Source organism: Psychrobacter pasteurii (assembly GCF_900162815.1).
Lineage (GTDB): Bacteria > Pseudomonadota > Gammaproteobacteria > Pseudomonadales > Moraxellaceae > Psychrobacter > Psychrobacter pasteurii.
On the sequence record NZ_FUGD01000104.1, the window covers coordinates 1 to 26,504 of the forward strand.

The following is a 26,504-nucleotide window of genomic DNA, read 5'->3' on the forward strand; positions in this document are numbered from 1 at the left end:
TCTACGTAAGTTTAACGGAGTTCCAAAAGAGCATTTTCACTTCTATTTAAAGGAATGTGAGTGGCGTTTTAATCACAGTGACCCAAAGTCGCAATTATTACAATTAAAGAGATTATTACAATTAAAACAATGGGTTAAACAGGGTTTGAACTAGTTATCTAGGACAGTCCCGAGCATATGAACACTCATGTCAGTACGTAATGATTTATAACCTGAGAAATTACACTTTACTACATGTTGACATATTTGACCCCTGCCGTCAAATCCGTACACTTAAACTTGGGAGATTTTAGTTACGCAGCCTGATGATAAAAATCAAACCACACCTGTCTTGGCGATCTATAGCCTAAACCCTTTTGAATTCTTGTCTGATTGTAGTAAAGCTCGATATAGCCGATAATATCGTTGATGGCTGTGAATCTTGTTTTATAGTCTTGATGATATACCAGCTCATTCTTTAATATGCCCCAGAAGCTTTCTATTGGAGCATTGTCGAAACAATTGCCCTTACCACTCATCGAACCTGTAAACTGATGCTGCTTGATGATCTTGTGGTATGCATGACTACAATACTGGCTGCCTCTATCAGAGTGCACAATCAATCCTTGGCTTGGACGTTTATTCTTGATGGCCATGTTCAATGCTTTACAGACTAAATCTGCGGTCATGCGACTGTTGATGGTGTAGCCAACCAGCTCTTTGGTATACAAGTCTTTCACTCCGGCTAAGTACAACCAACCCTCATTTGTCCAAATATAGGTGATGTCACTGACCCACGCTTCATTAGGACGTTTAACGTCAAACTTCTGATCCAGAACGTTTGGATAGACTAGCTTTTTATGATCGGAGTCGGTTGTCACTTTAAAGCGCTTATGACGACGGCATTTGATACCATACTCTTCTTTAATTCGTCGAACCATATATAGGCTAATATCGTGCCCTTGCTCGGTTAGCTTTGCATGCAGTCGCTCAACACCATAGCGCTCACAAGTTTCACTGTGAGCGGCTTTCACCAGTAACTCGCAATGATTGCGATGTATCTGCTGCTTGCTGATATCGCGACTCAGCCAGTCGTAGTAGCTTGAATGCTTAATCTTTAGTACACGACACATAGTAGAAATGCTGAAGAGGGACTGGTTATCTTTAATAAAGGCGTACCTTACTAGCTGTGTTTGGCGAAGTACGCCGTCGCCTTTTTTAATTCTCTCGTTCCTCCTCGGCAACTTTAAGCTGTCGTTTGAGGCGCTTGTTCTCTTCTATCACCGCCATAAGCTGTGGATCGTACGGCTTAGTTCCTTCAAGCTTGCCCTGATTGGATTTGTTATTCCAGTTCGATAGAGTTTGCATTGCGATACCAAGTTGCTTTGCAGTAGCTGCAATATTACCGTTATTGTCTGCTATCTTCTTGACGGCTTCGGCTTTGAATTCTGCACTGTAGGTTCTGATTTTCTTGGTCATGGTAAACTCCTGTAAATGTGCTTAGAAGCTGTATTCACAAGGATAAATAAATTAAAATACTCACATGAATAGAAAGATATATCCAACCGACTTAACCGATGAGCAATGGAGACGCATTGAACCTCACTTTAGCCATCATCGGCGCTATAAATGGGACAAACGAGAGCTAGTCAATGCGGTACTCTACATCACAAAGACAGGCTGTCAGTGGCGTCTGCTTCCTAATGACTTTCCGCCTTACACCACAGTATGGAGTTTCTTTAGGCGAGCTAATCACTCAGGTCTATGGGACAAAATACTACAAGACTTGGTTAAAAAAAGCGATTAAAAGCCAAAAGGGATGCTGAACCAAGTTACGCTATCATTGACTCTCAAAGCGTTAAAACAGCCAGTAAAGCACATGATACAGGCTTTGATGGCGGCAAAAAAATAAAGGGTCGTAAACGCCATATTGTGGTCGATACAATGGGTAACTTACTATCCATTGTTGTTCATGCTGCTAATATTCACGATACCAAATCAGGAAAGTTAGCCATAGAAAAACTACTTAGTGTCTATACTACTATTAAAGCCGTATCTGCTGATGCAGGTTATCGTAGAACCTTTGAGGAACAAATGATGCAAGATTTTAAGCTACCTGTCGATATCTCAACTAAGATTGCAGGTTCTTGGCAGATTATTCCTAAACGCTGGGTTGTTGAACGTACCTTTGCTTGGCTAAATAACTCACGTCGTCTTGCTAAGGATTTCGAAGTTACTGTGACCTCTGCTGAGAATTTCGTTAAGTTGGCTCACATCCATCTAATATTAAGGACTCTTTAGCTTGTGAATACAGCTTCTTAGTTTACCAAGTTTACTTGTACGGTTTCTTCAGCATAGCTCATTTTAACCAGTTGTTGTTAATTTTGGATGTTAATTAACCAATCCTTCTTCTCTACCATTTGAGGTATTCATTGAGTATGATTACATGTCATTGAGTATCATTGAGTATCATTAAACAGCTTATAGTGCCTTTTTATTTTTTTATAGTGGGTTTATACCAAAAAACCATTTAAGCGCCTGTAATAGGCAAATTCTTTGCAAATTGAGCTATTTTTAGTTGGACTTATTGAAAAAAGACGATATACTATAATTAGTGGTCAAAAAAAGAGGGCTGCCATTTCTGATAGCCCTCTTTACTTTTTTAATCACTAAATACTAAAACGAGCATATAGATGCTCATGTCAGTACGTAATGATTTATAACCTGAGAAATTACACTTTACTACATGTTGACATATTTACTCAAGTAAACACCAAAAAAAAGTGGTTATTTTTGTATATGCGTTTATATGCTCCTTACTTTAATTTTAAGGAGTTCATTATGAACCACCCGAAAGTACCAAGCGTTTCAACCCATAAAGGGCATATTCTATATAGGTTGTTACGAGGTGCAAGATTGCGTAACAAACAGCTTTTTCATGAAATTGATACCTGCGCCTCAGGCGCACGGTTTTGTGAGCTTCGTTCTGACGGTTGGGATATACAAGATAAATTTTTATATACTACGACCAAAGAGAACAAGCAAGTTCATGTTAAAGAATATTTCATGAAAGGCGATACGATAAAGGCCTATAAACAGCTTGAGTCTGTTCAGGACTTTTTAAATCGCTATGACAGCAGATACCCAAGTGATAATATCGCTTAACACGTAATTTATTATTTTAGATGTAGAAAAGCTATTAAGATTAATCTTGATGGCTTTTTTATTTCTATGGCTCAGTGCTAACAGTGCTAACAGTGCTAACAGTGCTAAATAATACCTAAAGCTTGGCACAATCTACGTTGCCAACTAATAAACTCATCACTATCCTCCGTTAACTCTAAAACATCTTGAGGATGATTCAAAGTACGTACAGTACCGTATCTCTCTAAATAGCTAATCTTCGGCCAACGTAGTGATCTCTTAACAATTATCCTTAGTATCTTATCAATTTCAGCGTTCCAAGAGTCAATATCTTCAATCTCTATCAGTAAAGTTGACACTGACTTAGAGTTGTCAGTCGTATCTATTTCTAGGATAACAAACTGAGATGATTCAGTTTTAACGATAACCTCAAGTACAGATCGCCTATTACCGTCTATTGTTCTATGTAGCCGAGAACGTCCAACAGCAGGCAAAAAATGCAGTTTCTCAGTACAGTAAATGTTGGGTTGTTCTGATAACCTCTTGATTAGTAGCTTAAAGGCTTCAAATCTTTGCATATAAAGCTCTAGAACATCGCTGTCATCATCAAGTCCAGAGAAGTCAGCTTGGCATGCTGTACCGTCAATTGTGGCCTCATCTGTGCTAAGACCTAGCTCTACTAACTCATCATACTCTTCAGCTTCATCTCCCTGTGCGCCTGGCACTCGCTTTTTGACAACCTTTCGAGTCTCTACTGGTCTGGCAAAACTAAAAGATGTTGTTGGAATGTCTATCGTTTTCGATTTAGTATCTACATCAGCCTCTTGCTGATCGTCAATAGTATCCCCAACTGATGCATCAATTGGCTGAGAACCGCTACTTTTTCCTCCACCTCCTGTACCAACTTTAAACCTCTCGCTAAAAAACTGTACTTTTTTAGTCAAAGATGAGGGAATATTACTAATACCTATAATTTCATAGACATGGTAGTTGCCCGTCTTTTTATCCATCCAGCCTGTGGTCTCTAACGATATACTTTCAAGTTGTGGAGGATCAAATTGAAATACCCATACCTTCTTGTCTTCATCATCTTTAACGTCATTTATAAAATGCTTAGCAATACTTTCATACGAATGTCGAGCATTATCATCTAATAATATCCACGCTAATAAACGCCTTTGTCCTTCATTTTCGAAGACTTTTAGAGGTAAAGAACTTGCAGGCGATACATTTACTAACACTGAGTCATCTTGTGTGTCTTGAGCCCTAAACTCTCTAGTCAATATCCCATGATCCCTGCAGTTTTGGGCAAGATAAGCATTATGAAAAAACAAAACTCGTGCAAATTCAATTTGAGGTATATGAACGGTGACTCTTGGCTCACCTGATCTGACATAGTCAAACACAAAGGTATTACCACCACTTTCTAAGTCGATACCCACTTGCCAATCAAAAGTAGAGATATCCTTCAAAATTAGTGGATAACCACCTTTACGAGACTGCCCATCTGAAGGGTTTATGATTCTTCTTTTTGCTATAGCTGGTAAGTTTGATAGCCGAGTATGTAATATCTGATCTTGATCTTCACTTTTTATGCAAAGCTCAAGGTTCCATGATTTCAAATGTTTAAATTTAAAAATATTAGCAATATACCGTATTTGAGCGTCTTCTGGATAGCCTTTTACTTTCATATACTCACCTTGCTAATTCGTCTATTCACAATATTGTGAGCCTTTGCTAAAAATCGACTGGACTCGTCAGTAATTCGCTCATCACTTAACCCAGCTAGCCGTAATATCTCCCAACGCTGTACAGATTCTTTTTTTAATAAGTTGTCAATTAATACACGGCTTAATCGTCTAATCTGATAGTCACTAATATCTTCACTGTATTGATCTAAAAACCTTGATACTACAGGTAGTTTATCCAAGTTTTTCTCAATAAGCGAAACCGCACCAATTTGTTGTACCCACCATTTTTTGGATTTACGAGGCAGTGTTAAATCGATGCAGGTTTGCCTATCTAGGTTAATTAAAGCTTTTACTAACTCAATATCTCGCCTTTGCCAGTCAACAATAAGGCCTTTAGGTATATGAGGCTTATGATAGATCTTGTTAGTATTCATAAGCCACTGCTTATCGTTTCGATATAGCCATACATACAGTGCTTGATTTGCTTTTCTGGCTTCTTTAACAGAGGACTTATTGCTCTGTATCAGTTTTAACCAAACAGTTCGGTTTGCTTCAATAACTCCTATATCAACTTTAAGTATGTTTTTAGTCTTTCCTTTATCTGCAAGTTGCTTAAGTGGCTGACTTTTTACTTGATCAATTACTTCTGCAAAAGTCCAAGGTTCACCTTCGAACATAGAAGCAATAACGACGATATGCTCGACATAACTAAAGGACTTACGATGTTTACGAAAAATACCCCGAAGCCAACCTGTTTCACTCTCAAGATTACTTAAGTTATTTGACTCTAGAAACTCTAATGACCATCTTTTCTTCACTTTTTTTAAAATACGCTGATGATCTATATGTTGAGAGCCTCTAATACAGTCATGAGAACGAGCCAAGCTTCGATAAAAGACAGTCCACTGCTCTAGGCTTGGAGAAGCTTGTACGCCAAGAGATAATAGCTCAGCTACCTTCACTGCAATAAACAAATCATCTTCACTAATACGCTCTTGGGTATGCACTAAACAATCTCTGGTATTGGGGGCAATAAAGTCATGTCGAGAAGTTGGTCTAAACTCGATTAACGAATCCTTTAATCTAATGCCATGCTTGATACAGCAGCTCACCCCTGAAACTTGCCAAAGACGTGACCAATACCACTCACCATGAGCTTTAAATTGTTCTTTAAAACATTGAGGACAATAACGAATATACTTCAAGGCAGGAAGCCTGGATGCGTTGCTACCAATAGACAAATGAATAGCACCTTGCGAATGTCCAGCCATCCATCTCAAACACTCCTGCCTTCTATTTTCGGGAATAAAAGGAGCATACAAAGGAAAAAGAGTGTGTTGATAGGCAATATAATCTAAGTTGAAAGTATCCTGAGGGTAATGACCGATAATCTTAGACAAGTGACAAGGTAAGTCAACGGTTGCAACAACGCCCCTGTCTTCAAAAACGTCATCTAACAGCTGTTTTGGGCTCATTAATCCAGCCCTAACCTTATACCTAGCAACTGTGCTATAGATCAACTCATCAGGATATGGCATGGGAAGATTAATCATACTAGCCTGCTTTAGGTAACCAATCGTCGACATCAAAAATTAACGATGTATTAGTTTTTAAATGCTCATAGAATGTTTCACTTTCATCTCTTTGGCTGAACTGAAAGCGCAGGTCGTCAGAATCTAAAGTATGCCAATCCTTCTGTTTAACAGACTTAGTCTTTCTTGTAGATACTTTCGTCTTAGAAGCACTCTTAGTTTCGTTATTATCTAGATCTAGCTTAGCTTCTTTCAGCCAGTCCAAAATAATAGTTATTAAATCAGCTATAGTGGCTTCTGGTAGCTCAGCAACAGCTTTTTTAACTGTGGGGACTAAAAGAGGAGACTCCTGTCCTAGGTCTACCAGCATACGATGTAATCTAATACTTAACTCATGACCTTGATATTCTAATACTTCATCAAACTCATCTCTTTTTTGATCCAGCTTACTTTGAAGCTGTAATAACTTTTTATCAATATCTGGTACTACCAGATCTGAAAACTGAGCAATTCTATCAGCTCTACCCGACTGTAAGGCCTCAATCATAGGATGAATAGGCTTTAAATCCTCCTCATAAGTATTTTGCAGCAATTTGACAGTAATACGCTCTAGTCCTGAATCTATAGCTCTTAGCTGAGCAAGAACGTAAAGCTTAACGACAATATCTAAAACTCCTTGAGATAATTCATACCAACGATCTCTTATATCTTCAGATAATGTGAGGTCAGCCTTTCTTAACCACTGATACTTCCATAAGTGATCTGTAAGTTTATTCCATTCAGATTTACGTAAAGTCCCATCATCTTGCGTAAAGTTACTCTCTTTAGCTAACTGTTCCCAAAAAATTGAACCAAATCCAGCACCACGACGAGCAGATCTAAAATCTCCTTCAAAGATAAATCTTGCTTTTGGTGTGCCAACCATAACTACGGGTAGACCTACTGTATTAACTAGAGTCACAAAAAAATTCAGCATTTTTTCAGCACCACCAGATTTATTAACACTCAGGTGCTGTATCTCGTCTATCACCAATAGACCTATAGCATGATGATTAGATATTTGACGCATTAAATTAAGCAAAGTTTCGACACTATGGCGCTTCAACGCATACTTTTGTTCATAATTAGAATCTAACGCTTGATCAATTGCTCTAAAGAAGTGAAGGCAAAGGCTTTTAAGAGATCCGTCGTGAGGACAATCTACCCTTAAATAAACAATTTGAGTAAAATTAAATTTAGGGTGATAAATAACTTGAGGATAAGTAGATAAAATCTTATTGAGAGTGGTCGTCTTACCACTCCCCGAGCAACCTATAAACGCTAAACTAAGCGCTGTCGAATTTACTTGAGGGAACTCAATGACATCATCTTTACCAGACATCAAACGCTCATAACCATTTTGAAGTCGAGCATTCAGTGAACCATCCTTGAGGTTACGCCCAACATACCCTTGTCGAATCATGATTGATAATTTTTTCTCAAGGTCAATGTGCCTAGTGATAGGGTAAAAAAACTGCCCCATCATTTGAGAAATTAAATGTGCTCGAACAGAAGATGAAGCTTGACAGTCAGATTGATTAAAATCAATTTTACTTTTTATGCTTCTAACAACTTGTCTTGGCTCTAATATCTCAGGCAACGCTTCAATAAAAGGATTGCCTTTATAGCTGCCAAAACTTTCCTTATAAACTGCATTAACTATCATTGCTCTACTCTTCTCAATCAGTCATCTTCAGATAAAACATCATAATAAACAGGAAACTTGAGCGCTAAATCTTCCTCACTTAAATTTGTCAAATTTTTATTACTGCTCGCCTCTTTATGGAGCTTAATAAGTCTTCCTTTTGCACTTTTATTTTTTTGCCTGGCTTTACGCTCATCATCCTTTGCTCTTTTTCTGTTATTACTTATATTAGCTAACTGGTTTGCTTTGGTTTTAAAGGCGTTTGGCTTAGCTTTGATAGCTTCTTGAATGATTTTTTCATTTTCTCGCTCAAGCTCTTCTAACGCTAAACTACTCTTAAGCTTCTGGTTAGCAGCTGTTCTCTTCTGCTCAGCCTGTATTTGCCACACTTCCCAAAAACTACAGCCTTTAAACTCTCTTGAGCGATCAGATAAATGAGCCTTCCAATAATTAAGACTATTCTGCTCATAAAATATATAGATTGTATCGGCATCTAAAGGATCGTACCCAACCTCAAGCGATTTAGGTCTATGAATTGTATTTTTTCGGTGTAACCAACCCTGTTCTCTGATTTCAGAGCAAATATAATAGTTACCAAAAAGCTTAATACCTAAGTCTGATAAAGTAGCTTTCTTTCGAGGCAACAGCGCAATATACAAATCTTTCGCTGAAACAGAGCGAAGTCTACCTGTACGATGTTGTAACCCCCAGTTCCATAACTCAATAGGAACTAAAGGTAAATCAGCAGGCATATCACTGTCTCTATCGTAGTGACTTAATTGGTGAGCATTGTTATGCATCAAAATTGAATTAATAATAATTTTCTTAAAATCCAAAATGGTTAAAGCAGCATCTAAACGGTAGTCATTTCCCCCCTTCTTTTTCTCTTTAACCCCTGTGACTACGCCTGGAGCAAAGGGTTTGAACTTTGCCTGCATAGTTTTAAAGTATCGTTCCACTATAGGTTTTAAATCACCACGATAAGGAGGCGTATTTTCGACTCGAACCGAAAAGCTTTTTTCTAAGGTTTCAATTTGATGACCCAATAGCTCACCACGATCTGCAAGAATAGCATCAGGTAAACCTATACATGGCCAGTCATCAGCTGTGATATTAATGCCATACCTCTTACAGTAACTTTGCTTATCCGCTACCGCCATCTCTAGGGCTTGAATACTCGTAGCATAAGAAGGATTTTCAAATCCTATGTAAAAGCCTGCTACCATACGACTAAAAACATCTGTGACGAAATAAATTACTGGACGACCGACAACACTCTGTCTATCTGAATCAGATACTAAATAGATATCTGCAATGGTAGCGTCAATCTCATATCGTGAGCCAGGACCTAGAACCTGCGTGTTAACCGTTGACCTTAACTGCCTTACATCCTTGTTATAGCTAATTTTATTATGCCTAGCCTTAAGTTTTTGGACAGAAGTAAAGTGCTTGTTATAGTTATAAAAGTATTTAAACTGCCAGATACTAGGAAAATCCTCTTCTTTAACTTCTGGATTTAGAGAACGATACATTGCTTTAAACTTTCGGTACGCATAAACAATGGTATATTTGCTATCGTTTAAGAGGTACTTATTTATAATAATTGAGAAGAGCCTTTCTATATCCTCATTAATAATGGCAGTAGTACCTTCCTTATAAACTCTAGGTCTCCCTAACTCTTTATTTTTAGCAATACGCTTCTTTCCTTTTGCTCCAGAGTTTTTATAGTTTGGAAGTAATGCATTAGGTACTTGGCCTCTTTGCCAATACCTACGCAGTAGCCGATACAGTGTTTGCTTTGTGCTTCTTTTAGCGTCAACAATCTCGTTAATAAATTTTGCTCGTTCTTCTGGAAGATAGTACAAAGGATGGCTTACAATAGGCTTAATAAGCTCATAGCTTTCATCTCTTTTTAACTGAGCTGTACTACCCTCCTCAGGCGCTTGCAAAAGCAAACCTTGATAAGGATCATCGGTGATATAACATATGCCCTCTTCAATTAGATTTACTAATTCTTTGATAGGTATAAGCTCAGGCAGTGCAGATGTACGATCTATATCAATCCAAACGACTTGCTCTGGTAAAAGGCTTAATATTCTATACCTTGAGCCTTGATTACTATAGACATCATTGATTCGCAGCATATCTAAGCTCCTCTGTCATTAAGCCCCAATATTGGGAGTCACTCGTATGAATGTCACTACATTTTAATCTCCTGAAATCTATACGAAGATCGAATATCAAGAACCTCAATCCTAATAGTCTTCTTAACTCATTTAAGGAGCTACCTACTTCATCGAAATAAGCTCTATCAATATCTCTGCACAGGTCAATAATGCTTTTGTCAGGATTTTTAGTAAGCTCATGAGCATAAAAACTTAAACTGTCATAAACATCTAAAGAGCTATCTTCTCTAGCCTCTGGATAAAGCCATTTAATGTTATTTTGAACATCTATAGGTATATCTTTTTCAGTAACTAACTGCCACTGAACACCTTTCGAGCTCCAGTATCGTCGTTCTATTTCTAATTTCTCTATGACTCTAGGCTTCATTAGCTCTTCTGAGTACTTAGCTTGCAAAACAAATTGGCTAAACTCTTTATTAGAGCTCACAACATAAAAGTCTGAGGTCATGACATGTATATTGCCTCTCATAGCAGGATGCTTTACTTGCATGTTCTCTGCAATCTCAAGAGTCTCATCGAATTTAAGAGGAAATTGCTCTCGAATATCTGTGATTTCAGGACTCCACTCAAGAAATAGAAATGTTGCTAATTCTAAATCTGACATCAAATGATGAATACGTCTTGTCTTATGACCGAAGACTCTGTGTGATCGACCTGAAGAGGATATATCAGAAATTTTTATCCAAGGTTTATAGTCAGCTAACTCCCCCTGACCTCTACCTTCTTTAAGCCACTTTTCTTGTTTTTTTGTGAGCATAAAAAACCCCTACTAAAGTTATATAAACTTTAGCAAGGGGTTATGTTGGAGTCAACAGTATGATACTTTATTACTCAGTATGAATCTTTATTACTCAGTATGAATCTTTATTACTCGCTGACAGCTAATCAATTTTATGACGGGTTATTATTCGACCGTCACTGATTTTGCTAAGTTACGAGGCTGATCCACATCCGTACCACGCATTACTGCCACATGGTAAGACAAGAACTGCACTGGCACACTGTATACGATTGGGGCCAAGTGCTCATTCACATCTGGTACATGAATCACATGTAGGCGATCATCGCTGACCAACTGACTCGACTCGCTAGCAAATACAAATAGCTCTCCATGACGCGCGTGAACCTCTTGCATGTTAGCTTTTAGCTTATCTAGCATGCTGTCTTTTGGCGCAAGCACCACAATCGGCATGTCTTTATCCACTAGTGCCAACGGACCATGCTTCAACTCACCTGCAGCATAGCCTTCGGCATGGATATACGAGATTTCTTTTAGCTTTAAGGCCCCTTCTAAAGCCAATGGGAACTGTACGCCGCGGCCCAAGAATAAGGTACTTTGCTTAGCTTCAAACTTCTGACTCATAGCTTCGATGGCTTGATCTAAGTTTAAGCTGCGATCTAACAGACCTTTTAGCTTATGTAGCTCAGTGACAATCTCAGTAAGTTGCTCTGATTCCATACGCTGCTGAACTTTACCCACCTTCAATACCAACAGCATCAAGGCGGCCAATTGAGTGGTAAAGGCTTTGGTTGATGCCACACCAATCTCTACACCGGCTAGTGTTGGGATAAAGATATCTGTTTCACGAACCAGTGAGGATGTCGCTACGTTACACACGCTTAGAGTGGTTAACCCTTTAATTTCACCAGCTTTAGCTCTACGCTGGGTCTCACGAAGCGCAGATAAGGTATCAGCGGTCTCACCTGACTGAGACAGGCAAACAACCAAAGTGTCATCTACTACTACTGGATTACGATAACGGAACTCACTCGCTACCTCTACAGAGCAAGGCAGGCGAGTTAAGTTTTCAAACCAGTATTTTGCAATCAGACCAGCATGATAACTGGTACCACAAGCTAAGACTTGAATATTACGGACTTTGGCCAAAGCTTCTTCGTGACGCTGTAAGAACTCTTCTTTTAAGTCTTTATCGCCTGCCCCCATTTCAACGGTGCGGGCTACTGCATCAGGCTGCTCATAGATTTCTTTAAGCATATAGTGCTTAAATTCGCCTTTATCAGCATTATGGTTTTTAGCATCTAACTCGGTAATAGCACGCTCTACAGGCTGACCATCAGCAAACACTTGAATGCTATCACGCTTAATAACCGCAATATCGCCTTCTTCTAGGTACATAAAACGGTTGGTCACAGGTAATAATGCCAATTGATCTGAAGCGATGAAGTTTTCACCAATACCCACACCAATAACCAGTGGCGAGCCTAAACGCACAGTAATCAGCTCATCAGGATTGTCTACATGGACCACACCTAAAGCAAAAGCACCGTGTAATAAAGGAACAATCTTTTCAACTGCCTTTAATAAGTCGTTGGTTTCTTTATAAGCTTCGGCTACTAAATGCGCCACAACTTCAGTATCAGTCTCAGAGGTGAAGGCATAGCCTTTTTCCATCAACTCTTCTTTTAGGGGGCCATAGTTTTCAACAATACCATTGTGAACCACTGCCACTTTACCTGAAACGTGCGGATGCGCATTGTGCTGAGCCGGCTCACCATGAGTGGCCCAACGGGTATGAGCAATACCGATATTGCCTTTAAAGTTTTCGCTATCATTTTTTACAGCATCTACTAAGGCTTGTACTTTACCCACTTGACGCTCACGGTGTAACTCACCTTGACGGATAACGGTCAAACCTGCTGAGTCGTAACCTCTGTATTCTAAGCGCTTAAGCCCTTCTAATAATACATTTGATATATTACGCTCTGCTACCGCGCCCACTATTCCACACATAAAAAATCCTTAAATCATGGTTACTGATAAGGTATTACAGTAGAGCCAATCCTATTTGGCCCGCTTTTTACTCATCAATATAGTTTACTGTTATTAGTTATTTAAATTCACAACTCTTCCTAATGGGCCTTATTTAGCCCATTGCTCTCAATACATTGCGATTGATACTTAGATTAGCTCTTTTTTACGGGACGCTGATAATTGTCTTTTTGAACCTGACGTCCTCGGCCAATCGCCAATGCTTTATCTTCTACATTTTTGGTAATGACAGACCCAGCTCCAATGGTCGCTGTATTGCCAATATTCACTGGCGCCACCAAACAAGCATTGGTACCAATAAAGGCATTATCACCCACTACGGTCTGGTGTTTATTAACGCCATCATAGTTACAAGTAATCGCTCCAGCACCAAAGTTAACTCCAGCACCTAGCTGCGCATCACCCACATAACTTAAATGATTGACCTTACTGCCCTCACCAATGTGCGACTTTTTAATTTCTACGAAGTTACCCAGACGGGTCTTCTTGGCCAATACAGATTGAGGGCGTAAATGAGCAAATGGCCCAATAGTAGCTTCCTCTCCCACTTCCGCCTCATCAAAGACACAATAAGGCTTAACATGAACCTTATCAGCAATGCTAGTGTCTTTAATGATACAGCCTGCTTCGATAGTTACGTTGCTACCTAGGCTTACTTTACCTTTTAAGACCACATTGATGTCAATAAAGACATCTTGCCCTACTGTCACTTCACCACGAATATCGACACGGTTTGGATCAGCGAACTGCACCCCTTGAATCTGTAAGTCTTCTACCAGCTTAGCTTGCCAGCTACGCTCAAGACTGGCCAGCTGTTGACGGTTATTTACCCCTTCAATCTCAAACTCATAATCGGGTTCGATAGCGGTAATTGCAATACCATCAGCCACAGCCATCTTAACAATATCGGTTAAATAGTATTCTTGCTGAGCATTGTCATTAGATAAATTTGGTAGATACTTGTGCAGTAAAGCGTTGTCTACACAATAGATTCCACTGTTGATTTCACGGATGGCCTGCTCTTCTTCACTGGCATCTTTTTGCTCAACAATAGCGATAATATTACCCTGCTCATCGCGTTTAATACGGCCCAGACCAAAAGGATTGTCGACAGTTAATGTCAGCATAGACATCCCTTCGACATTGGCCTCTTTTAGATGTGTCAAAGTTTTGGCACTAACTAGCGGAACGTCACCATATAAAATTAAGCTTTTACCTTCAATAGGTAGCTCTGGCAAAGTTACCTTAACCGCATGACCTGTACCTAACTGTTCGGTTTGCTCAACCCAAGTTAGGTCATAATCTTGCATCGACTGCTGCACCTGATCACCGCCAAACCCATAGACCACAATGGTCTTGTCCACATTCACGCTTTGACAAGTGTCTAGCACATGGGCCAGTAGCGGCTTGTCTGCTAGGGTCTGTAAAACTTTAGGTTTAGCAGATTGCATGCGGGTACCTTTACCCGCTGCAAGAATAATCGTTGTCAATGTGGTAGTCATAAGCGGTTAACTCTTAGCAATATAAAAACTAGAAAAAAATAAAAGATAAATCAAATATTAAAAACCAACCCCTTATTGTAAAAACACAAAAAAGCAGTTGTTCATTTAATACAATATACCAAAACCAATAAAGGGAATTCAGTTACACAATTGTTGTCTAAAACTAAAGCCCATAATTGCCGGGATAAAAGGTCAGAATACAGGCCACAATCATCAACCAAGCTACTAATGCCATGATGCCGGCTAAAATATCATCCATCATGATACCTAGGCCACCGCTCAGCTTACGATCAGCCCACTTAACTGGATTGGGCTTAGCAATGTCAAAAAATCTAAATAAAACAAAGGCCAAGGCTATCGCAAACCAGTAGTAACCTATCGTTAGATATTCTGGGGCATAAGTCATCACAAAAGACAGTGGCAGCAAGCTGATCCACATCCCAGCCCATTCATCCCAGACAATATGTGGGTCGTCATGTACTTGCATCAATACAGAGGTTCTATCGCAGATCCAAATCCCTACTATACTCGCCACTAGGGTAATAACAAAAAAGGGAATAAAGCCCAACTGTAATAAAGGCAGTCCTATTACTAAGCCACCCAAGGTTCCCCAAGTACCGGGCGCCCGTTTGGGTAAACCACTGCCCAAGCCAATCCCTAACCAGTACACTATCTTATCAAGCATACTGGCGCCTACAGGCAAGGGAGGACAGGCGTTGGCTTTACTAATGTCTGGCTTGTGGTTCATATTAGAGTCTAGTGACATAATCGCTCCCTCGTAGTCTTTGAGCTATGTATTACTTAAGTATTGGGCTAGCTACTAAAATGCTGATAGCCCTTTAAGTTAGGAAAACTGTCGAAAGGATAAGGGGTTTGTTCAGTGACCGCAGCCCCTTGATAGCTCAGCTTGATAGCGGATGAACCAAAGTTATTGGCATCTATTTGTGCTTGCTCCAACCCAACTACTTCACCGATACAAGTCACCTGGGTAGACACAGAAGACAATAAGCTTTGCGGCAGCTGTACTGATGATGGAAGGGTAAATATCAACTCGTAATCATCTCCTCCCGTCAGCTGACAACGCAATCTTTGCGCCAAATCTACTTGCTGTAACGGCTTACTTGTCGGTAGATTATCTAACTGTAGACTCATGGCTACTTGGCTTTGCTGACATAAGTGGCCCAGGTCTTGGACTAACCCATCAGAGACATCCATCATTGATGTCGCTAAGCCCATGCTGGCTAGCTTTTGACCTAGGCCAATACGGGGAGTGGGCATATGAAGCCGATGCGCCAACTGTTGTCCGACCTCTGTTTCAGGATGATTTAGAGCATAACTGGCATCACCCACCGTACCGGAGACATAGACCTTATCACCGACTTTAGCCCCACTGCGATAAATGGGTTGAATGGCTGCAGGCAATATTCCATTTGCAGTGATACTAATGACCAACTTCTCATGACGGGTTGTATCTCCGCCAATCAGCCTTACTCCAAATTGCTTGCAGGCATGAAATAGCCCTTTGGCAAACTCGCCCAACCAAGTCTCATTGGCTAATCGCTCAGGTAAGGCCAAAGCCAATAAAATACTGTGCGGTTTGGCGCCCATGGCCGCAATATCAGAGATATTAACCGCGACCGCTTTATAACCAATAGCGAAGGCCAAATCAGAAACTTGTTGCCAATCTTCACTAAAGTGCCGACCTTGTATTAAAGTGTCGACACAAGTGACCCACTGACTGGGTGAAGTAATGGCGACCACTGCCGCATCATCCCCTAAATCTTTGACGATAGAGGTATGCTCAATATCAGAGGATTGAGCATTGAAGGCATCTTGGGCTTTAAAGTAACGGTAGATAAGCTCAAATTCAGTCATCATTCTTCTTCCTAAAGTTTGATAGGCTCACTGTCATTGTAGCCACTTATAGTACTGTGCTAAGACTACTTAAATAAAAGGCTATCTATCGAATTCAATAGATAGCCTTGCCTTTATATAAGGGATAAGCCTCAACTTCTATTTAGCTATTTTTTTGATTTAAGCCCAATGCGTGGTTTTGGTTGACGAGGCTGTTGCTCTACTTCTGTCGCTTGTGGCTCTTCAGCCAAATCACTTTCTACTTGCTTAGCATCATCAGAATCAAAGGCATTGTCTTCTGCTTTTTCAACGCTTTTTTGAGCAGCTTTGGCTTGCTGTTTTTTCTGCTTATAGCCGGTTCCTGTATCAGCTTCTACTTCAACAGTGCGCAGCTCGGCAGCCAATTTATCCATGACCGCATTAATAAGCTTATGGGCATCTGTTGCGCCAAAATGAGTGTTAAGCTTCATCGCTTCATCAAGCACAACTTTATAAGGAATGTGCAGGCTATGTTTTAATTCATAAGCACCGATAAGTAGCACAGCGTGTTCAACCATATCAATCTGATCAATCGGGCGATCTAAATGCTGTAAAATCAAAGCTTCTAGCTCCTCAATTTGCTCAGGAATGTCACGCATCATGCTGTGATAATAACCCAGATGTACTGTGTGCATAGCATTGCTGGCACGAGTACGCGCTGCAATATCATGCGGAGGGTTAGCTTTCCACTCACCCTTCCCTGTTTGCTCAAAGCGATGATCCGTCATCAACCACTCATACAGGCCTTGTAAAGCAAAACGACGTGCCTTACGGACTGCAGCGTGGCTGGTCTTGTAACTAGATTCATTGATATCGAACTGATTGTTGTCTTCAGTATGTGCCGGATTTTGATTGCTCATGTATATAAATACCTATCATCAAAGAGCGAGCTTTGACATTACTATGGGTTATTAACTAAAAATACTTTAGGGATAAAACCACCGCAGTCATAACTGCGGCAGTGACTAACAGGATAAAACTTTAATTAAATAAAAAAACTGATTTAGTCTTCTTCGTCATACTCAACATCAAGTTGCGACAGTACAGCGATCATCTCAAGTGCTACCATAGCAGCTTCAGCACCTTTGTTGCCCGCTTTAGTGCCTGAGCGTTCAATGGCTTGCTCAATAGTGTCTGTGGTTAAGATACCGTTAATGACTGGAATATTGTAATCCATAGAAACGCTAGCAAGACCACTGGCCGAGCTGTTTGCCACCACATCAAAGTGAGGCGTGCTACCACGGATAACCGCACCCAATGCCACAACTGCATCAAAGCGATCTGATTCTGCTGCACGCTGGGCGGTCAATGGCAACTCAAATGCACCAGGAACGCGAATCACACTGATGTTGCTGCCTGATACGCCATGACGTAATAAAGCATCAATGGCGCCATCTACTAATGACTCAACGACGAACGCATTAAAACGACCCACTACGATACCGATACGAGCGTCTTTATTTTGATATAAATTGCCTTCAATATGAGTAATGGCTTCACGTTGTTTTTGTAAATCTTGCATAACGACATCCTAATGTGAATGATGAAATAAAATTACAGCTATGATAACATTTTTTAAAGGCGGTTTTAGTAGCAATCGTTGTTAATAATCACCTTAATAGCGACAAAAATGTAACTGCCTTAAACCAGCCATTCACGTCCTATCTTTTGCCTTTATAAAAGTCGTTATAGACGCATCTCAATACCCTGATCGGCCATAAACTGTTTGGCCTCACCGATGGTATATTCTCCAAAGTGGAAAATACTGGCAGCCAAAACTGCATCTGCGCCACCTTTAAGCACACCATCTGCCAAATGCTGCAAATTACCAACGCCACCAGAGGCAATCACTGGAACATTCACTGTGCTGGTAATCGCTTTCATCAACTCTAAGTCATAGCCCTTTTTGGTGCCATCGCCATCCATCGAAGTGACCAACAACTCGCCCGCTCCCAGATCGGCCATCTTAGCTGCCCAAGCCACAGCATCAATACCTGTAGGCTTACGGCCACCATGGGTGAATATTTCCCATCTTGGTTCGCCATCCATATCTTCCACACGCTTGGCATCAATGGCTACCACAATACACTGACTGCCAAATTTAGCAGCAGCTTCCCCAACAAACTCTGGTGTAAAGACGGCAGCTGAGTTAATCGCTACCTTATCAGCGCCAGCATTCAGTAGGTTGCGAATGTCTTCAATTTTACGGACACCACCACCCACAGTTAAAGGCACAAATACCGTTTCAGCAATGCGCTCTACCATGTCATAGGTAGTATCACGCCCGTGATGGGTAGCAGTAATGTCTAAAAAGGTAATTTCATCGGCACCTTGTTCGTTATAACGACGTGCCACTTCTACTGGATCTCCAGCATCTTTAATATCCACAAACTGTACGCCTTTAACCACACGGCCATTGTCTACGTCCAAACATGGAATAATTCTTTTTGCCAACATTGCCTTCATCCTGTTTCTGAAATTTTGAAGAAATACTGCTTTGAGTGAGTGCTGTCTTTGTGCCTAAGCTGTTTTTTTAATCTAATAAATAAGCATTATGCCTAGTATCCACCTAGACGACTAGTCTGACTTTAATTTTAGCAAAAAACCAGCCAAAAATAGGCCTGCTGTCTTTTGATAATAATAATTGAAAGACTATTATTATTTTTTAATTAATAAATATTAACCCTAGCACATGGTTTACTCCCGCTATTTGAGCTAATCTATAAAGCTACCATTGGCCTAACTTAGTCTGCCTGTGTAACCCTATGAAGAATCGTTATCTTAACAACATGGTGCCTACTTTTGTTCTTCGGCACCTCAAAAAAACAAAGTACCTAGGGCTTGCGCTATTACTGGTAGCTCTAGTCTACTCTTTTATCATGAGCTCAGCTTGGATGGTGCTGTGCTATGGGCTGGCTTTGTTTTTATTTGGCATGCAGTGTATCGAAGAAGGATTGCACAATACCGCTGGCGGTACCTTAGAGCGGGTCATGGCGAAGAGTACAGAGACGCCAGCCAAAGGCTTCTTATTTGGTATTTTCTCCACCTTTGTTTTGCAGTCAACGACCCTAGTTTCGTTACTGACCATCGCTTTCTTAAGTACAGGTATGATTACCTTGTCTGGGGGCCTAGCGGTTATTTTAGGGACCAACTTAGGGGCAACCAGTGGCGCTTGGTTACTGGCTTTGGCCGGTCAAAGTGTTAGCTTAAGTCCTGCAGCCATACCAATGTTGGTGGTGGGTGTACTTATTGGCTTCTTAGACAAGCGGCTCAAATTCTTCGGACAAGCTTTGATTGGTATTGCCTTAATCTTTTTGGGTATTGATTCCATTAAGGATGGCTTTGGGGCCTTTGCCAATATTGAGTTAAATAGTATTGAAGCCAGTGGTATCAGCCAAGTTCTAGTATTTACTTTAATCGGCTTTTTGCTCACCTGTGTTTTACAGTCCTCGCACGCCACCTTAATCCTAATTTTAGCAGCCCTAGCCGCAGGTCAAGTTACCCTAACGCAAGGCTTTGCCATCGCTTTAGGCTCTAACTTAGGCAGTAGCTTTACCACTGCTTTGGTGGGCATGCTCAGTAGCGATCGTAATGGCCAAAGACTGGCTCTAGCACATCTGATTTACAACTGGATGACTGCTCTACTGGCTTTAATCTTATGGATGCCGTTAACTTTTACTGTGGCTTGGATTTCAAATCTAGCAGGTATGAGCTCGCCGTTATTACAACTGGCTTTATTTCACACTTTATTTAACGTGTTGGGCGTGTCGGTATTTTGGGGCATCCAGCAGCAGTTTATTGAAAAGTTAAAATTCTTTTTACCCGATAAAAGACCAAAAAAACAGTTGCCTGACGACTCTGAAGCGGTACTGCCGCGCCACCTACACAGCAATATGTTGAAGGCCACAGACACCGCCATTCATGCCGTTATCCAAGAAGTTCAGCAACTAACCACGTTAGCTTTGGAAGTGGTCTGTCACGCCATCTATGTGCCCAATGCTGAATTATATCGCCCCAAAGGTCGACTGCCCGATCCTATACCACCACTAAAGATGGATGTGCAAACTATCTATGAATGGCAAATTAAGCCGCTGTATAGCGAAATCTTAAACTTCACCAGTAAAATAGATGTCAATCATAATGGTAAGCTGCAAAAGAAGCTGACTGAAGCTCATATCGCCGCCTTCCATGTGGTAGAAATAGTTAAGCAAAGCAAACACTTACAAAAAAACATGCACCAATTTTTAAGCCATCCCGAAACGGAAATTTACCGAGACTATATGGCTTTACGCCAAAGTCTGTTTGAGATGCTGCTTGGCTTTAATACGGTCCGCTTTATGTCTAAACCGAGTAGTGAGTTGGGTCCAGAGGCTTATGCTAAGTTCACTGAAGAAAAACAGCTTGCTCTAACTACCTTCATTGAAAATATTGAAGAGGCTCACCTACCTCACGCTCAAGTGCTGGATAAACTAAGAGACAATGAAATCGATAAAATGCAAGCCTCTTCGTTAATCAATGATATGAACTATGTGCGCCGTATTAAAACAGGTCTATCAGAGATATTAATCAATTTAGAGAACACCCAATCTAAACCTTAATAGAGCAAAAAATAGAGCAAAATTAGAGGTCGCAGAGCGTTTTAGTTTGAACGTAAGCTAACTTTAGTTTATTTTAAATCATCAAAATTTTTCCTAAAGTTACCGGTAAAGCTCATAGCCGGTACTTGCCGACTTTTAAGTATAATGAGAGTATAGTTAAAACCCCCAGCAACCCCTTATTTAATTTGACCTATTTAGTTTAGCCTATCGAGTTTAATAAGTTATTTAGTCTATCAAGCTATTTATTCTTTAACCTTAACTACTAAGAGAGCCTCATGTCTGTTTATACTCACCTTTCAGATGACCAGTTCACCGATTTTTGTCAAATGTTTGGCGTTTCTTTTGCCAAGGCCATTCCCATCACCCAAGGCATTAAAAACTCTAACTGGTTTATCCAGACCACAGAGGATTCAGCAGACAGCCCCTCTTATGTATTTACCTTATTTGAAGAGCGTCCTCCCGAAGATATTGCCAAAATGGCCACCATTTTGAACCGTCTAAAAGACACTTTACCGGTTGCCGCTCCTCTGGCCAAAGTAGCGCCTGATGCTGATGGCTCCTCGCCTTATATGGCGCTTTATGAAGGCAAGGCCATTACTTTAGTGCCCTGCTTATCTGGAGGACACCCAAAGCACACCACAGCTGATATGTGTTATAGCATGGGTGAGGCATTGGCCACGTTACACAATGTGCTACAAAGCTTAACGCCCGCCGAAGATTACGGCGTACCTTTGTATCCTTGGGACCAAGTTCGTGATCGTGAAATTCAGTTTATGCCCGCCGATGAGGCCAAGCTGATGACGGATATTTGGCAAGGTTATGAGAGCCTACCTTTGGACTCTTTGCCAAAAGGACTGTGTCACTTAGATATGTTCGCTGATAATACCTTATGGGATTTAACTGACGGCCATGAGAAATTAACTGGCCTTTTAGATTTCACAGAAGTCAGTGTGGAACATTATGTGATGGACATTGCGATTACTATCAATGACTTTTGTACCACTTGGGGTGAGGCAAATGACAGCGAGACCGTCAACTTTAACACCGAAAAGAAGCAAGCTTTCATTAAAGGCTATCAAAGCAAACGTCCTTTGAGCACAGCTGAGCAGCAAGCCCTTCCCGTAATGTTGGCCATGGCTGCTGTGACCTTCTGGCTGCTGCGACTTAATGTTATCTACTACAACCGTGAGCAAGGACGTACCGGCGATAGCATCATGGTGAAAAACCCAGACCTGATGAAGCGTTTGGCGGCTTATCACTGGATTCAAGTTGAAAAATTACGTGATCAGCAACAAACGGTTTATGTGCTTCAATACGCCAGCACTAACTCTAAAGTTATTGGAGTCTTCACTACGGAACAGCAGGCACAGGCAGCTATTGAACAACTGAAAGACAAGCCTGGCTTTAAAGAAACGCCTAATGCATTTGAGATAACTGCTTATCCGCTAGGAGAAGTAAACTGGATGTCAGGATTTGGTGAAGCATAAACTTGTTTCACGTGAAACAGGCCTACCAAAATTGATGTCCAGTACCCTAATTAAGGCTGAAATAGCCAAACACTCAAGTAACATCTCACTAAGAGGAATAAGACCATGAGTAATCAGGTTGATGATTGGTACAAATTGGTAGGCTATGACACAAACATTCAAGCCGAGCTCCATGCCAACTTACTTAGAAACAATGACATTCAGGTGTCCTTGCAAACTTTAAGCGTGATCCCAGGTATGAATTCTGGGGCAGTGCTTTGGGTTCAGAAGCATGACTTAGATAAGGCAAAACAAATTTTAGACAATATTGATGTGAGCCAACCCTCCGACTTAACTCAACAACGCGATAATGAAGATGACTAAAGGCGGTACAGTTTAAATGTGTCAATTATTAGGTATGAATGCCAATACACCAACAGATATTGGCTTTAGTTTTACGGGGTTTCACAATAGAGGCGGTAATACCGACCACCACAGCGATGGCTTTGGTATTGCCTTTTTTGAGCCCAGCGCCTGTGCTATGTCAGATCAAACCCCGGCTCAAAACTCTGGCAGAGGTCTGAGAGTGTTTCATGACGATAAGCCCAGCTTCCAATCACCGGTGGCCGAACTGGTAAAAAACTATCCGATCAAAGCTTTAAACGTGGTCGCTCATATTCGCAAAGCCACCCAAGGCACCAACTGCTTGGCCAATACCCACCCTTTCGTTCGTGAGGTTTGGGGTGAGCAATGGGTATTTGCGCATAATGGGCAAATGAATGAAGGTTTTATTAAACGCTGTCAACGTCTACAAGACAATGGCAATAGCGAATATTGTCGTCCAGTAGGCACTACAGATTCTGAAGCCGCTTTTTGCTATTTGATTAACCGCTTGAAATCCACTTATAAAAAGCGCCCTTCAGATCAAGAGCTGTTCAAGTTTCTCACCACTCAATGTCGATACTTGGCGGCCAACGGTTTATTCAACTGTTTATTGTCAAATGGCGACTGGCAGCTGGCTTATGCCAACTCACTGTTATTTTATTTGACCCGAAAAGCGCCGTTTGGTGAGGCCAAGCTTGCAGATGATGACTTATCGATTAACTTTAGCGATGTCACCACTGATAAAGACAAGGTCAGCATTATCGTGACTGTGCCTTTAACAGAAAATGAGGACTGGCAACAGCTGGCGGTCAATGAGTGCTTGGTGTTCCGTGATGGGGATATCGAATTTAGAGACACGCCAAGTATGCGTAAATACCTAACCATTGAAGAAGGTATTGCCATTGCCAGAGAGGTGGGCGCTAGCTTATAACCCTACTTACTTAGCCTGATCTTGCTTTAGCAGCTTAGATAAACGGGCCACAGCAGCGTTTAAACTTCTCTCCTGACCCACAAACACAAGGCTGTTTTTGGGTCAGCGTCATAGTGACAGTAGGGTCTAAGAAATACCAGCTCTCTCCAGTAACCTGCTTGTTTGATGAAGCTTTGCTGTCTTTAATTTTGACAAAAGTCGACAGCTCATGATGAGCAGATAGCCTTGGGCTTCCTAGTTCACCCTCATAATAATACGCCTTGAACTCTACTTGAGCATGGCGTTTGTCTACTTTTGGGTTATGCTTGATAACCTCTAACCCAGCCCACCGGGTCTGCTCTGCCCACGCCTCAATTGCCTGTGTGTCTAAAAAGGCTTGTTGAGCTGGCACCGTAGTTTTTACAATATAATCAGTCAAAACCATCACAAAAGCTGAGTACCGAGAGCGCATTAAATCTTCACTAGTATCCGCACGCTTATTGCCTTGATGTAATGGCTCACAGCAGTCACTGTAGGATAATAACTCATGATCTGAAGCAGCAGACTCCGAAACATTAGGAACCATGCGGCAAGGACAAATTTTCGATACCATAGAGACAACCTAATATAAAAATAGTAGTTATTGTATTTAGTGACAAATTAAACACTTAAAACTGCACTTAAGCAATCGCATACTGCCTAATTTTAACTAAGAGCACCTTTTATGCTACTTATATCACTTTGTGCCGCCTCGCTTGCTCTAATCTCAACTACCTGTCTGAATGATACGGGCATATCCACACCTGATTTAGCCACTGCCTCGGCTCAAGCTGCGGCCAGCCAACCCCTTGCCCCAGTAAATCAAGCCGCCTTGGATTATTTAGTAGGCGTAGGTAAAGCAGATATTACGGGGCCTGCCGCTGAATCTGGAATGTTTGGTTATGCTGCACAGCAAGTCGTAACCGGTATTAATGACCGCTTGTATTCTCGGGCTTTTATCATTGCTGAGACCAAACACTCTGAACAAAATCGCGTTGTTTATGTGTCTGCCGATATGGGCGCCATGTTTACTGCCGTCAAACTGGAAGTCATTAAGCGTCTACAAGCAGAGTTTGGCTCGCTTTATAACGATGAAAACGTGATGCTAACCGCCACCCATACTCACGTGGGTAATGGCGGCTACTCGCATCAAAAGCTGTATCAGCTTGCTAGCAAAGATGATACCTCTGCAGGTTATAGCGATCAGACCTTTGAGGCTGTGGTTGAAGGTATCGTCCGCTCTATCAAACAAGCTCATAACTGCTTGGCTCCAGGTAAATTAACTTTAGCCCAAGGCAAACTGCAAGGCGCTACCCGCAACCGCTCATTACCTGCCTATTATGCCAATTCTGATGCCAACTCATTTGACAGTAGTGTCAATGAAGTTATGACCCAGCTCCGTGTTAATGCTGCAGATGGCACGCCTTTGGGTTTAATTAATTGGTTTGCGATACATCCCACTAGCTTTAGCAACCAGTTTAGTTACTTAAGTGCCGACAATAAAGGCTATGCCCAATTAGGCCTCGAAGCCAAGCTAAAGCAAGAGTCTGGCCAAAACTTTATTGCCGCTTTTTCTAATGCAGATGAAGGTGATGTGGTGGCTGCCAGAGGCAATGCCAACTCCGTCTCAGGATATGAAGGCAGTCAAGATGAGTGGCAAAATGTGATTCGAGATGGCTCTTTGCAACTAGATAAGGCCACTGAGCTTTGGGACCAAGGACAGCCTGTGTCTGGACCTATTGATACCCGAGCTCGTTGGGTAAACCTAGCAGGCTATGAAGTAAGTGAAGAGTTTACCCAAGGTGCAGGTCCACAAAAGCTGTGTCTTCCTGCTCGCGGTTACTCCTTTGCCGCAGGCGGTGAGAATGGACCTTCTAATATACCAGGCATCTATGAGGGCATGACCAAAGACACGCTAAGCATAACTGACAAGGTCAATAAGACGGATACTTCCCTATTGGGCAGTGCTACTCGAGCCGCTTTTGGTGTGGTGGGCGCTGTTAGCCAAGATGAGTGTCAGGCCGAAAAGCCAGTGCTATTACCCACAGGTAAATTGGGCTTGGTCAATAGCCAACAGCCCGTACAGCTAATGCGTATTGGAAATTTAGGACTCATTGCCATACCGGGTGAGCCTACCACCATGGTGGGGCGCCACTTACGACAAGCGGTAAATAAAGAGCTGGCTTCTGCGGGAGTAGATACGTTAGTCATCGCCGGACTGGCTAATAATTACAGCGGCTATGTTACTACTCGAGCAGAATATGCACAGCAGCACTATGAGGGCGCTTCCACTGAATTTGGTCCTCATCAAGCCAGTGCCTATGAACAAGAATATGTACAGCTGGCTCAAGCCATGCGTGACGGCACCCAAGTGACCAGTGAAGTTTCGCCGCCAGATCGCTCTGCAAAGCGTTTTGCCCAAAGACCAGGTGTTACCTTCGATGATAAGCCAGCAAATCAAGCTTGGGGCCAAGTCTTAACTCAGCCCAAAGATCGTTATCGTCATAATGAGATATAGTCATAGCCCTTAAAAACAGTCACACAGCCAAAGAAAATAGAAGAATAACGTATCGATACAATCTATTCCCCAATCTTGACGCTTTTTCTTAACCCAAGCCCAAGTTTGCTCAATAGGGTTTAAGTCAGGACTATAAGGCGGTAACCATAGAATAGTGTGTCCTGAATCTTCAATGATTTTTTGAATA

22 protein-coding genes and 1 pseudogene are annotated in these 26,504 nt (G+C 41.4%); 8 read left to right on the top strand and 15 right to left on the bottom strand.

Annotated features, from left to right (window positions below; all coding sequences use genetic code 11):
- Positions 1 to 293: 293 nt before the first annotated feature.
- Positions 294 to 1,458, bottom strand: a protein-coding gene (locus tag A1232T_RS09270) for an IS3 family transposase (RefSeq protein ID WP_095532759.1) whose coding sequence is annotated in 2 segments (ribosomal slippage) — positions 294 to 1,203 and positions 1,202 to 1,458 — 1,167 coding nt in all. Because the reading frame shifts where the segments join, the coding sequence is not laid out codon by codon here.
- Positions 1,459 to 1,522: 64 nt separating this feature from the next.
- Between A1232T_RS09270 and A1232T_RS09280 the strand changes: the two genes are divergently transcribed.
- From A1232T_RS09280 to A1232T_RS09290, 3 genes and pseudogenes are all read left to right on the top strand, one after another.
- Positions 1,523 to 1,786, top strand: a complete 264-nt coding sequence (locus A1232T_RS09280) for a transposase (protein WP_077449150.1) — start codon at positions 1,523 to 1,525, stop codon at positions 1,784 to 1,786.
- An 11-nt stretch (positions 1,787 to 1,797) separates the two neighbouring features.
- Positions 1,798 to 2,280 (top strand): annotated as a pseudogene (locus A1232T_RS09285) (IS5 family transposase); the annotation flags it as partial.
- 540 nt (positions 2,281 to 2,820) lie between these two features.
- A complete protein-coding gene (locus A1232T_RS09290) occupies positions 2,821 to 3,144 on the top strand; it encodes a helix-turn-helix domain-containing protein (RefSeq protein WP_077449152.1) in 324 nt (107 codons plus the stop codon).
- Between the two features lie 104 nt (positions 3,145 to 3,248).
- Here the strand turns inward: A1232T_RS09290 and A1232T_RS09295 are convergent, their stop codons facing one another.
- The 12 genes from A1232T_RS09295 to hisF form a co-directional block, all read right to left on the bottom strand.
- Positions 3,249 to 4,814, bottom strand: coding sequence for a Tn7-like element transposition protein TnsE (locus A1232T_RS09295; RefSeq protein WP_077449153.1), 1,566 nt, complete (start codon positions 4,812 to 4,814; stop codon positions 3,249 to 3,251).
- On the bottom strand, positions 4,811 to 6,367 hold the full coding sequence (locus A1232T_RS09300) for a TnsD family Tn7-like transposition protein (protein WP_077449154.1): 1,557 nt from the start codon (positions 6,365 to 6,367) through the stop codon (positions 4,811 to 4,813). The genes A1232T_RS09295 and A1232T_RS09300 overlap by 4 nt, the downstream gene beginning before the upstream one ends.
- Position 6,368: 1 nt before the next feature.
- The gene (locus A1232T_RS09305) at positions 6,369 to 8,051 is read right to left on the bottom strand and encodes an AAA family ATPase (protein WP_077449155.1); all 1,683 of its coding nucleotides are present in this window, start codon (positions 8,049 to 8,051) and stop codon (positions 6,369 to 6,371) included.
- 17 nt (positions 8,052 to 8,068) lie between these two features.
- Entirely contained in the window at positions 8,069 to 10,174 is a 2,106-nt protein-coding gene (locus A1232T_RS09310) for a Mu transposase C-terminal domain-containing protein (RefSeq protein WP_077449156.1), read from the bottom strand.
- Positions 10,158 to 10,973 (bottom strand): TnsA endonuclease N-terminal domain-containing protein, encoded by an 816-nt coding sequence (locus A1232T_RS09315; RefSeq protein WP_077449157.1) that lies wholly within the window; start codon positions 10,971 to 10,973, stop codon positions 10,158 to 10,160. The genes A1232T_RS09310 and A1232T_RS09315 overlap by 17 nt, the downstream gene beginning before the upstream one ends.
- Before the next feature lie 147 nt (positions 10,974 to 11,120).
- Complete coding sequence (gene glmS / locus A1232T_RS09320) at positions 11,121 to 12,968, bottom strand: glutamine--fructose-6-phosphate transaminase (isomerizing) (protein ID WP_077449158.1); 1,848 nt, start codon at positions 12,966 to 12,968, stop codon at positions 11,121 to 11,123.
- Positions 12,969 to 13,141: 173 nt separating this feature from the next.
- Positions 13,142 to 14,509: a bifunctional UDP-N-acetylglucosamine diphosphorylase/glucosamine-1-phosphate N-acetyltransferase GlmU gene (glmU, locus tag A1232T_RS09325; RefSeq protein WP_077449159.1), complete on the bottom strand. Its 1,368-nt coding sequence runs from the start codon at positions 14,507 to 14,509 to the stop codon at positions 13,142 to 13,144.
- A 163-nt stretch (positions 14,510 to 14,672) separates the two neighbouring features.
- The gene (locus tag A1232T_RS09330; RefSeq protein WP_077449160.1) at positions 14,673 to 15,275 is read right to left on the bottom strand and encodes a phosphatidylglycerophosphatase A family protein; all 603 of its coding nucleotides are present in this window, start codon (positions 15,273 to 15,275) and stop codon (positions 14,673 to 14,675) included.
- Between the two features lie 47 nt (positions 15,276 to 15,322).
- Positions 15,323 to 16,384, bottom strand: a complete 1,062-nt coding sequence (thiL, locus tag A1232T_RS09335; protein ID WP_077449170.1) for a thiamine-phosphate kinase — start codon at positions 16,382 to 16,384, stop codon at positions 15,323 to 15,325.
- 146 nt (positions 16,385 to 16,530) lie between these two features.
- Positions 16,531 to 17,262 carry a transcription antitermination factor NusB gene (nusB, locus tag A1232T_RS09340; RefSeq protein ID WP_077449161.1) on the bottom strand — a complete coding sequence of 244 codons (732 nt, stop codon included), beginning with the start codon at positions 17,260 to 17,262 and terminating at the stop codon, positions 16,531 to 16,533.
- Positions 17,263 to 17,405: 143 nt separating this feature from the next.
- On the bottom strand, positions 17,406 to 17,924 hold the full coding sequence (gene ribH / locus A1232T_RS09345) for a 6,7-dimethyl-8-ribityllumazine synthase (protein WP_077449162.1): 519 nt from the start codon (positions 17,922 to 17,924) through the stop codon (positions 17,406 to 17,408).
- Positions 17,925 to 18,088: 164 nt separating this feature from the next.
- Complete coding sequence (gene hisF, locus A1232T_RS09350) at positions 18,089 to 18,859, bottom strand: imidazole glycerol phosphate synthase subunit HisF (RefSeq protein WP_077449163.1); 771 nt, start codon at positions 18,857 to 18,859, stop codon at positions 18,089 to 18,091.
- A gap of 422 nt (positions 18,860 to 19,281) precedes the next feature.
- On the opposite strand from hisF, the gene A1232T_RS09355 reads away from it, so the two are divergent.
- The 4 genes from A1232T_RS09355 (at position 19,282) to A1232T_RS09370 (ending at position 23,781) form a co-directional block, all read left to right on the top strand.
- Positions 19,282 to 21,000, top strand: a complete 1,719-nt coding sequence (locus A1232T_RS09355) for a Na/Pi cotransporter family protein (RefSeq protein ID WP_244152441.1) — start codon at positions 19,282 to 19,284, stop codon at positions 20,998 to 21,000.
- 275 nt (positions 21,001 to 21,275) lie between these two features.
- Entirely contained in the window at positions 21,276 to 22,487 is a 1,212-nt protein-coding gene (locus tag A1232T_RS09360; RefSeq protein WP_077449165.1) for a homoserine kinase, read from the top strand.
- Between the two features lie 105 nt (positions 22,488 to 22,592).
- Positions 22,593 to 22,850, top strand: a complete 258-nt coding sequence (locus A1232T_RS09365; protein ID WP_077449166.1) for a hypothetical protein — start codon at positions 22,593 to 22,595, stop codon at positions 22,848 to 22,850.
- A 16-nt stretch (positions 22,851 to 22,866) separates the two neighbouring features.
- The gene (locus tag A1232T_RS09370) at positions 22,867 to 23,781 is read left to right on the top strand and encodes a class II glutamine amidotransferase (protein WP_077449167.1); all 915 of its coding nucleotides are present in this window, start codon (positions 22,867 to 22,869) and stop codon (positions 23,779 to 23,781) included.
- Between the two features lie 34 nt (positions 23,782 to 23,815).
- Here the strand turns inward: A1232T_RS09370 and A1232T_RS09375 are convergent, their stop codons facing one another.
- On the bottom strand, positions 23,816 to 24,346 hold the full coding sequence (locus tag A1232T_RS09375) for a YchJ family protein (RefSeq protein ID WP_244152443.1): 531 nt from the start codon (positions 24,344 to 24,346) through the stop codon (positions 23,816 to 23,818).
- A 138-nt stretch (positions 24,347 to 24,484) separates the two neighbouring features.
- Here A1232T_RS09375 and A1232T_RS09380 point away from each other — a divergent pair, with 138 nt between their 5' ends.
- A complete protein-coding gene (locus A1232T_RS09380; protein WP_077449169.1) occupies positions 24,485 to 26,317 on the top strand; it encodes a neutral/alkaline non-lysosomal ceramidase N-terminal domain-containing protein in 1,833 nt (610 codons plus the stop codon).
- A gap of 9 nt (positions 26,318 to 26,326) precedes the next feature.
- Here the strand turns inward: A1232T_RS09380 and A1232T_RS14435 are convergent, their stop codons facing one another.
- Positions 26,327 to 26,503, bottom strand: coding sequence for a transposase (locus A1232T_RS14435; RefSeq protein ID WP_341864616.1), 177 nt, complete (start codon positions 26,501 to 26,503; stop codon positions 26,327 to 26,329).
- Between the last annotated feature and the right edge of the window lies 1 nt (position 26,504).

Coding starts and splice junctions, on each gene's coding strand:
- A1232T_RS09300 (WP_077449154.1), bottom strand. CDS start 6,367: ATGATTAATCTTCCCATGCCATATCCTGATGAGTTGATCTATAGCACA.
- nusB (WP_077449161.1), bottom strand. CDS start 17,262: ATGAGCAATCAAAATCCGGCACATACTGAAGACAACAATCAGTTCGAT.
- A1232T_RS09380 (WP_077449169.1), top strand. CDS start 24,485: ATGCTACTTATATCACTTTGTGCCGCCTCGCTTGCTCTAATCTCAACT.
- A1232T_RS09310 (WP_077449156.1), bottom strand. CDS start 10,174: ATGCTGCGAATCAATGATGTCTATAGTAATCAAGGCTCAAGGTATAGA.
- A1232T_RS09305 (WP_077449155.1), bottom strand. CDS start 8,051: ATGATAGTTAATGCAGTTTATAAGGAAAGTTTTGGCAGCTATAAAGGC.
- A1232T_RS09370 (WP_077449167.1), top strand. CDS start 22,867: ATGTGTCAATTATTAGGTATGAATGCCAATACACCAACAGATATTGGC.
- glmS (WP_077449158.1), bottom strand. CDS start 12,968: ATGTGTGGAATAGTGGGCGCGGTAGCAGAGCGTAATATATCAAATGTA.
- hisF (WP_077449163.1), bottom strand. CDS start 18,859: ATGTTGGCAAAAAGAATTATTCCATGTTTGGACGTAGACAATGGCCGT.
- A1232T_RS09290 (WP_077449152.1), top strand. CDS start 2,821: ATGAACCACCCGAAAGTACCAAGCGTTTCAACCCATAAAGGGCATATT.
- A1232T_RS09295 (WP_077449153.1), bottom strand. CDS start 4,814: ATGAAAGTAAAAGGCTATCCAGAAGACGCTCAAATACGGTATATTGCT.
- A1232T_RS09375 (WP_244152443.1), bottom strand. CDS start 24,346: ATGGTTCCTAATGTTTCGGAGTCTGCTGCTTCAGATCATGAGTTATTA.
- A1232T_RS09360 (WP_077449165.1), top strand. CDS start 21,276: ATGTCTGTTTATACTCACCTTTCAGATGACCAGTTCACCGATTTTTGT.
- A1232T_RS09355 (WP_244152441.1), top strand. CDS start 19,282: ATGAGCTCAGCTTGGATGGTGCTGTGCTATGGGCTGGCTTTGTTTTTA.
- A1232T_RS09365 (WP_077449166.1), top strand. CDS start 22,593: ATGAGTAATCAGGTTGATGATTGGTACAAATTGGTAGGCTATGACACA.
- glmU (WP_077449159.1), bottom strand. CDS start 14,509: ATGACTACCACATTGACAACGATTATTCTTGCAGCGGGTAAAGGTACC.
- A1232T_RS09330 (WP_077449160.1), bottom strand. CDS start 15,275: ATGTCACTAGACTCTAATATGAACCACAAGCCAGACATTAGTAAAGCC.
- ribH (WP_077449162.1), bottom strand. CDS start 17,924: ATGCAAGATTTACAAAAACAACGTGAAGCCATTACTCATATTGAAGGC.
- thiL (WP_077449170.1), bottom strand. CDS start 16,384: ATGACTGAATTTGAGCTTATCTACCGTTACTTTAAAGCCCAAGATGCC.
- A1232T_RS09280 (WP_077449150.1), top strand. CDS start 1,523: ATGAATAGAAAGATATATCCAACCGACTTAACCGATGAGCAATGGAGA.
- A1232T_RS09315 (WP_077449157.1), bottom strand. CDS start 10,973: ATGCTCACAAAAAAACAAGAAAAGTGGCTTAAAGAAGGTAGAGGTCAG.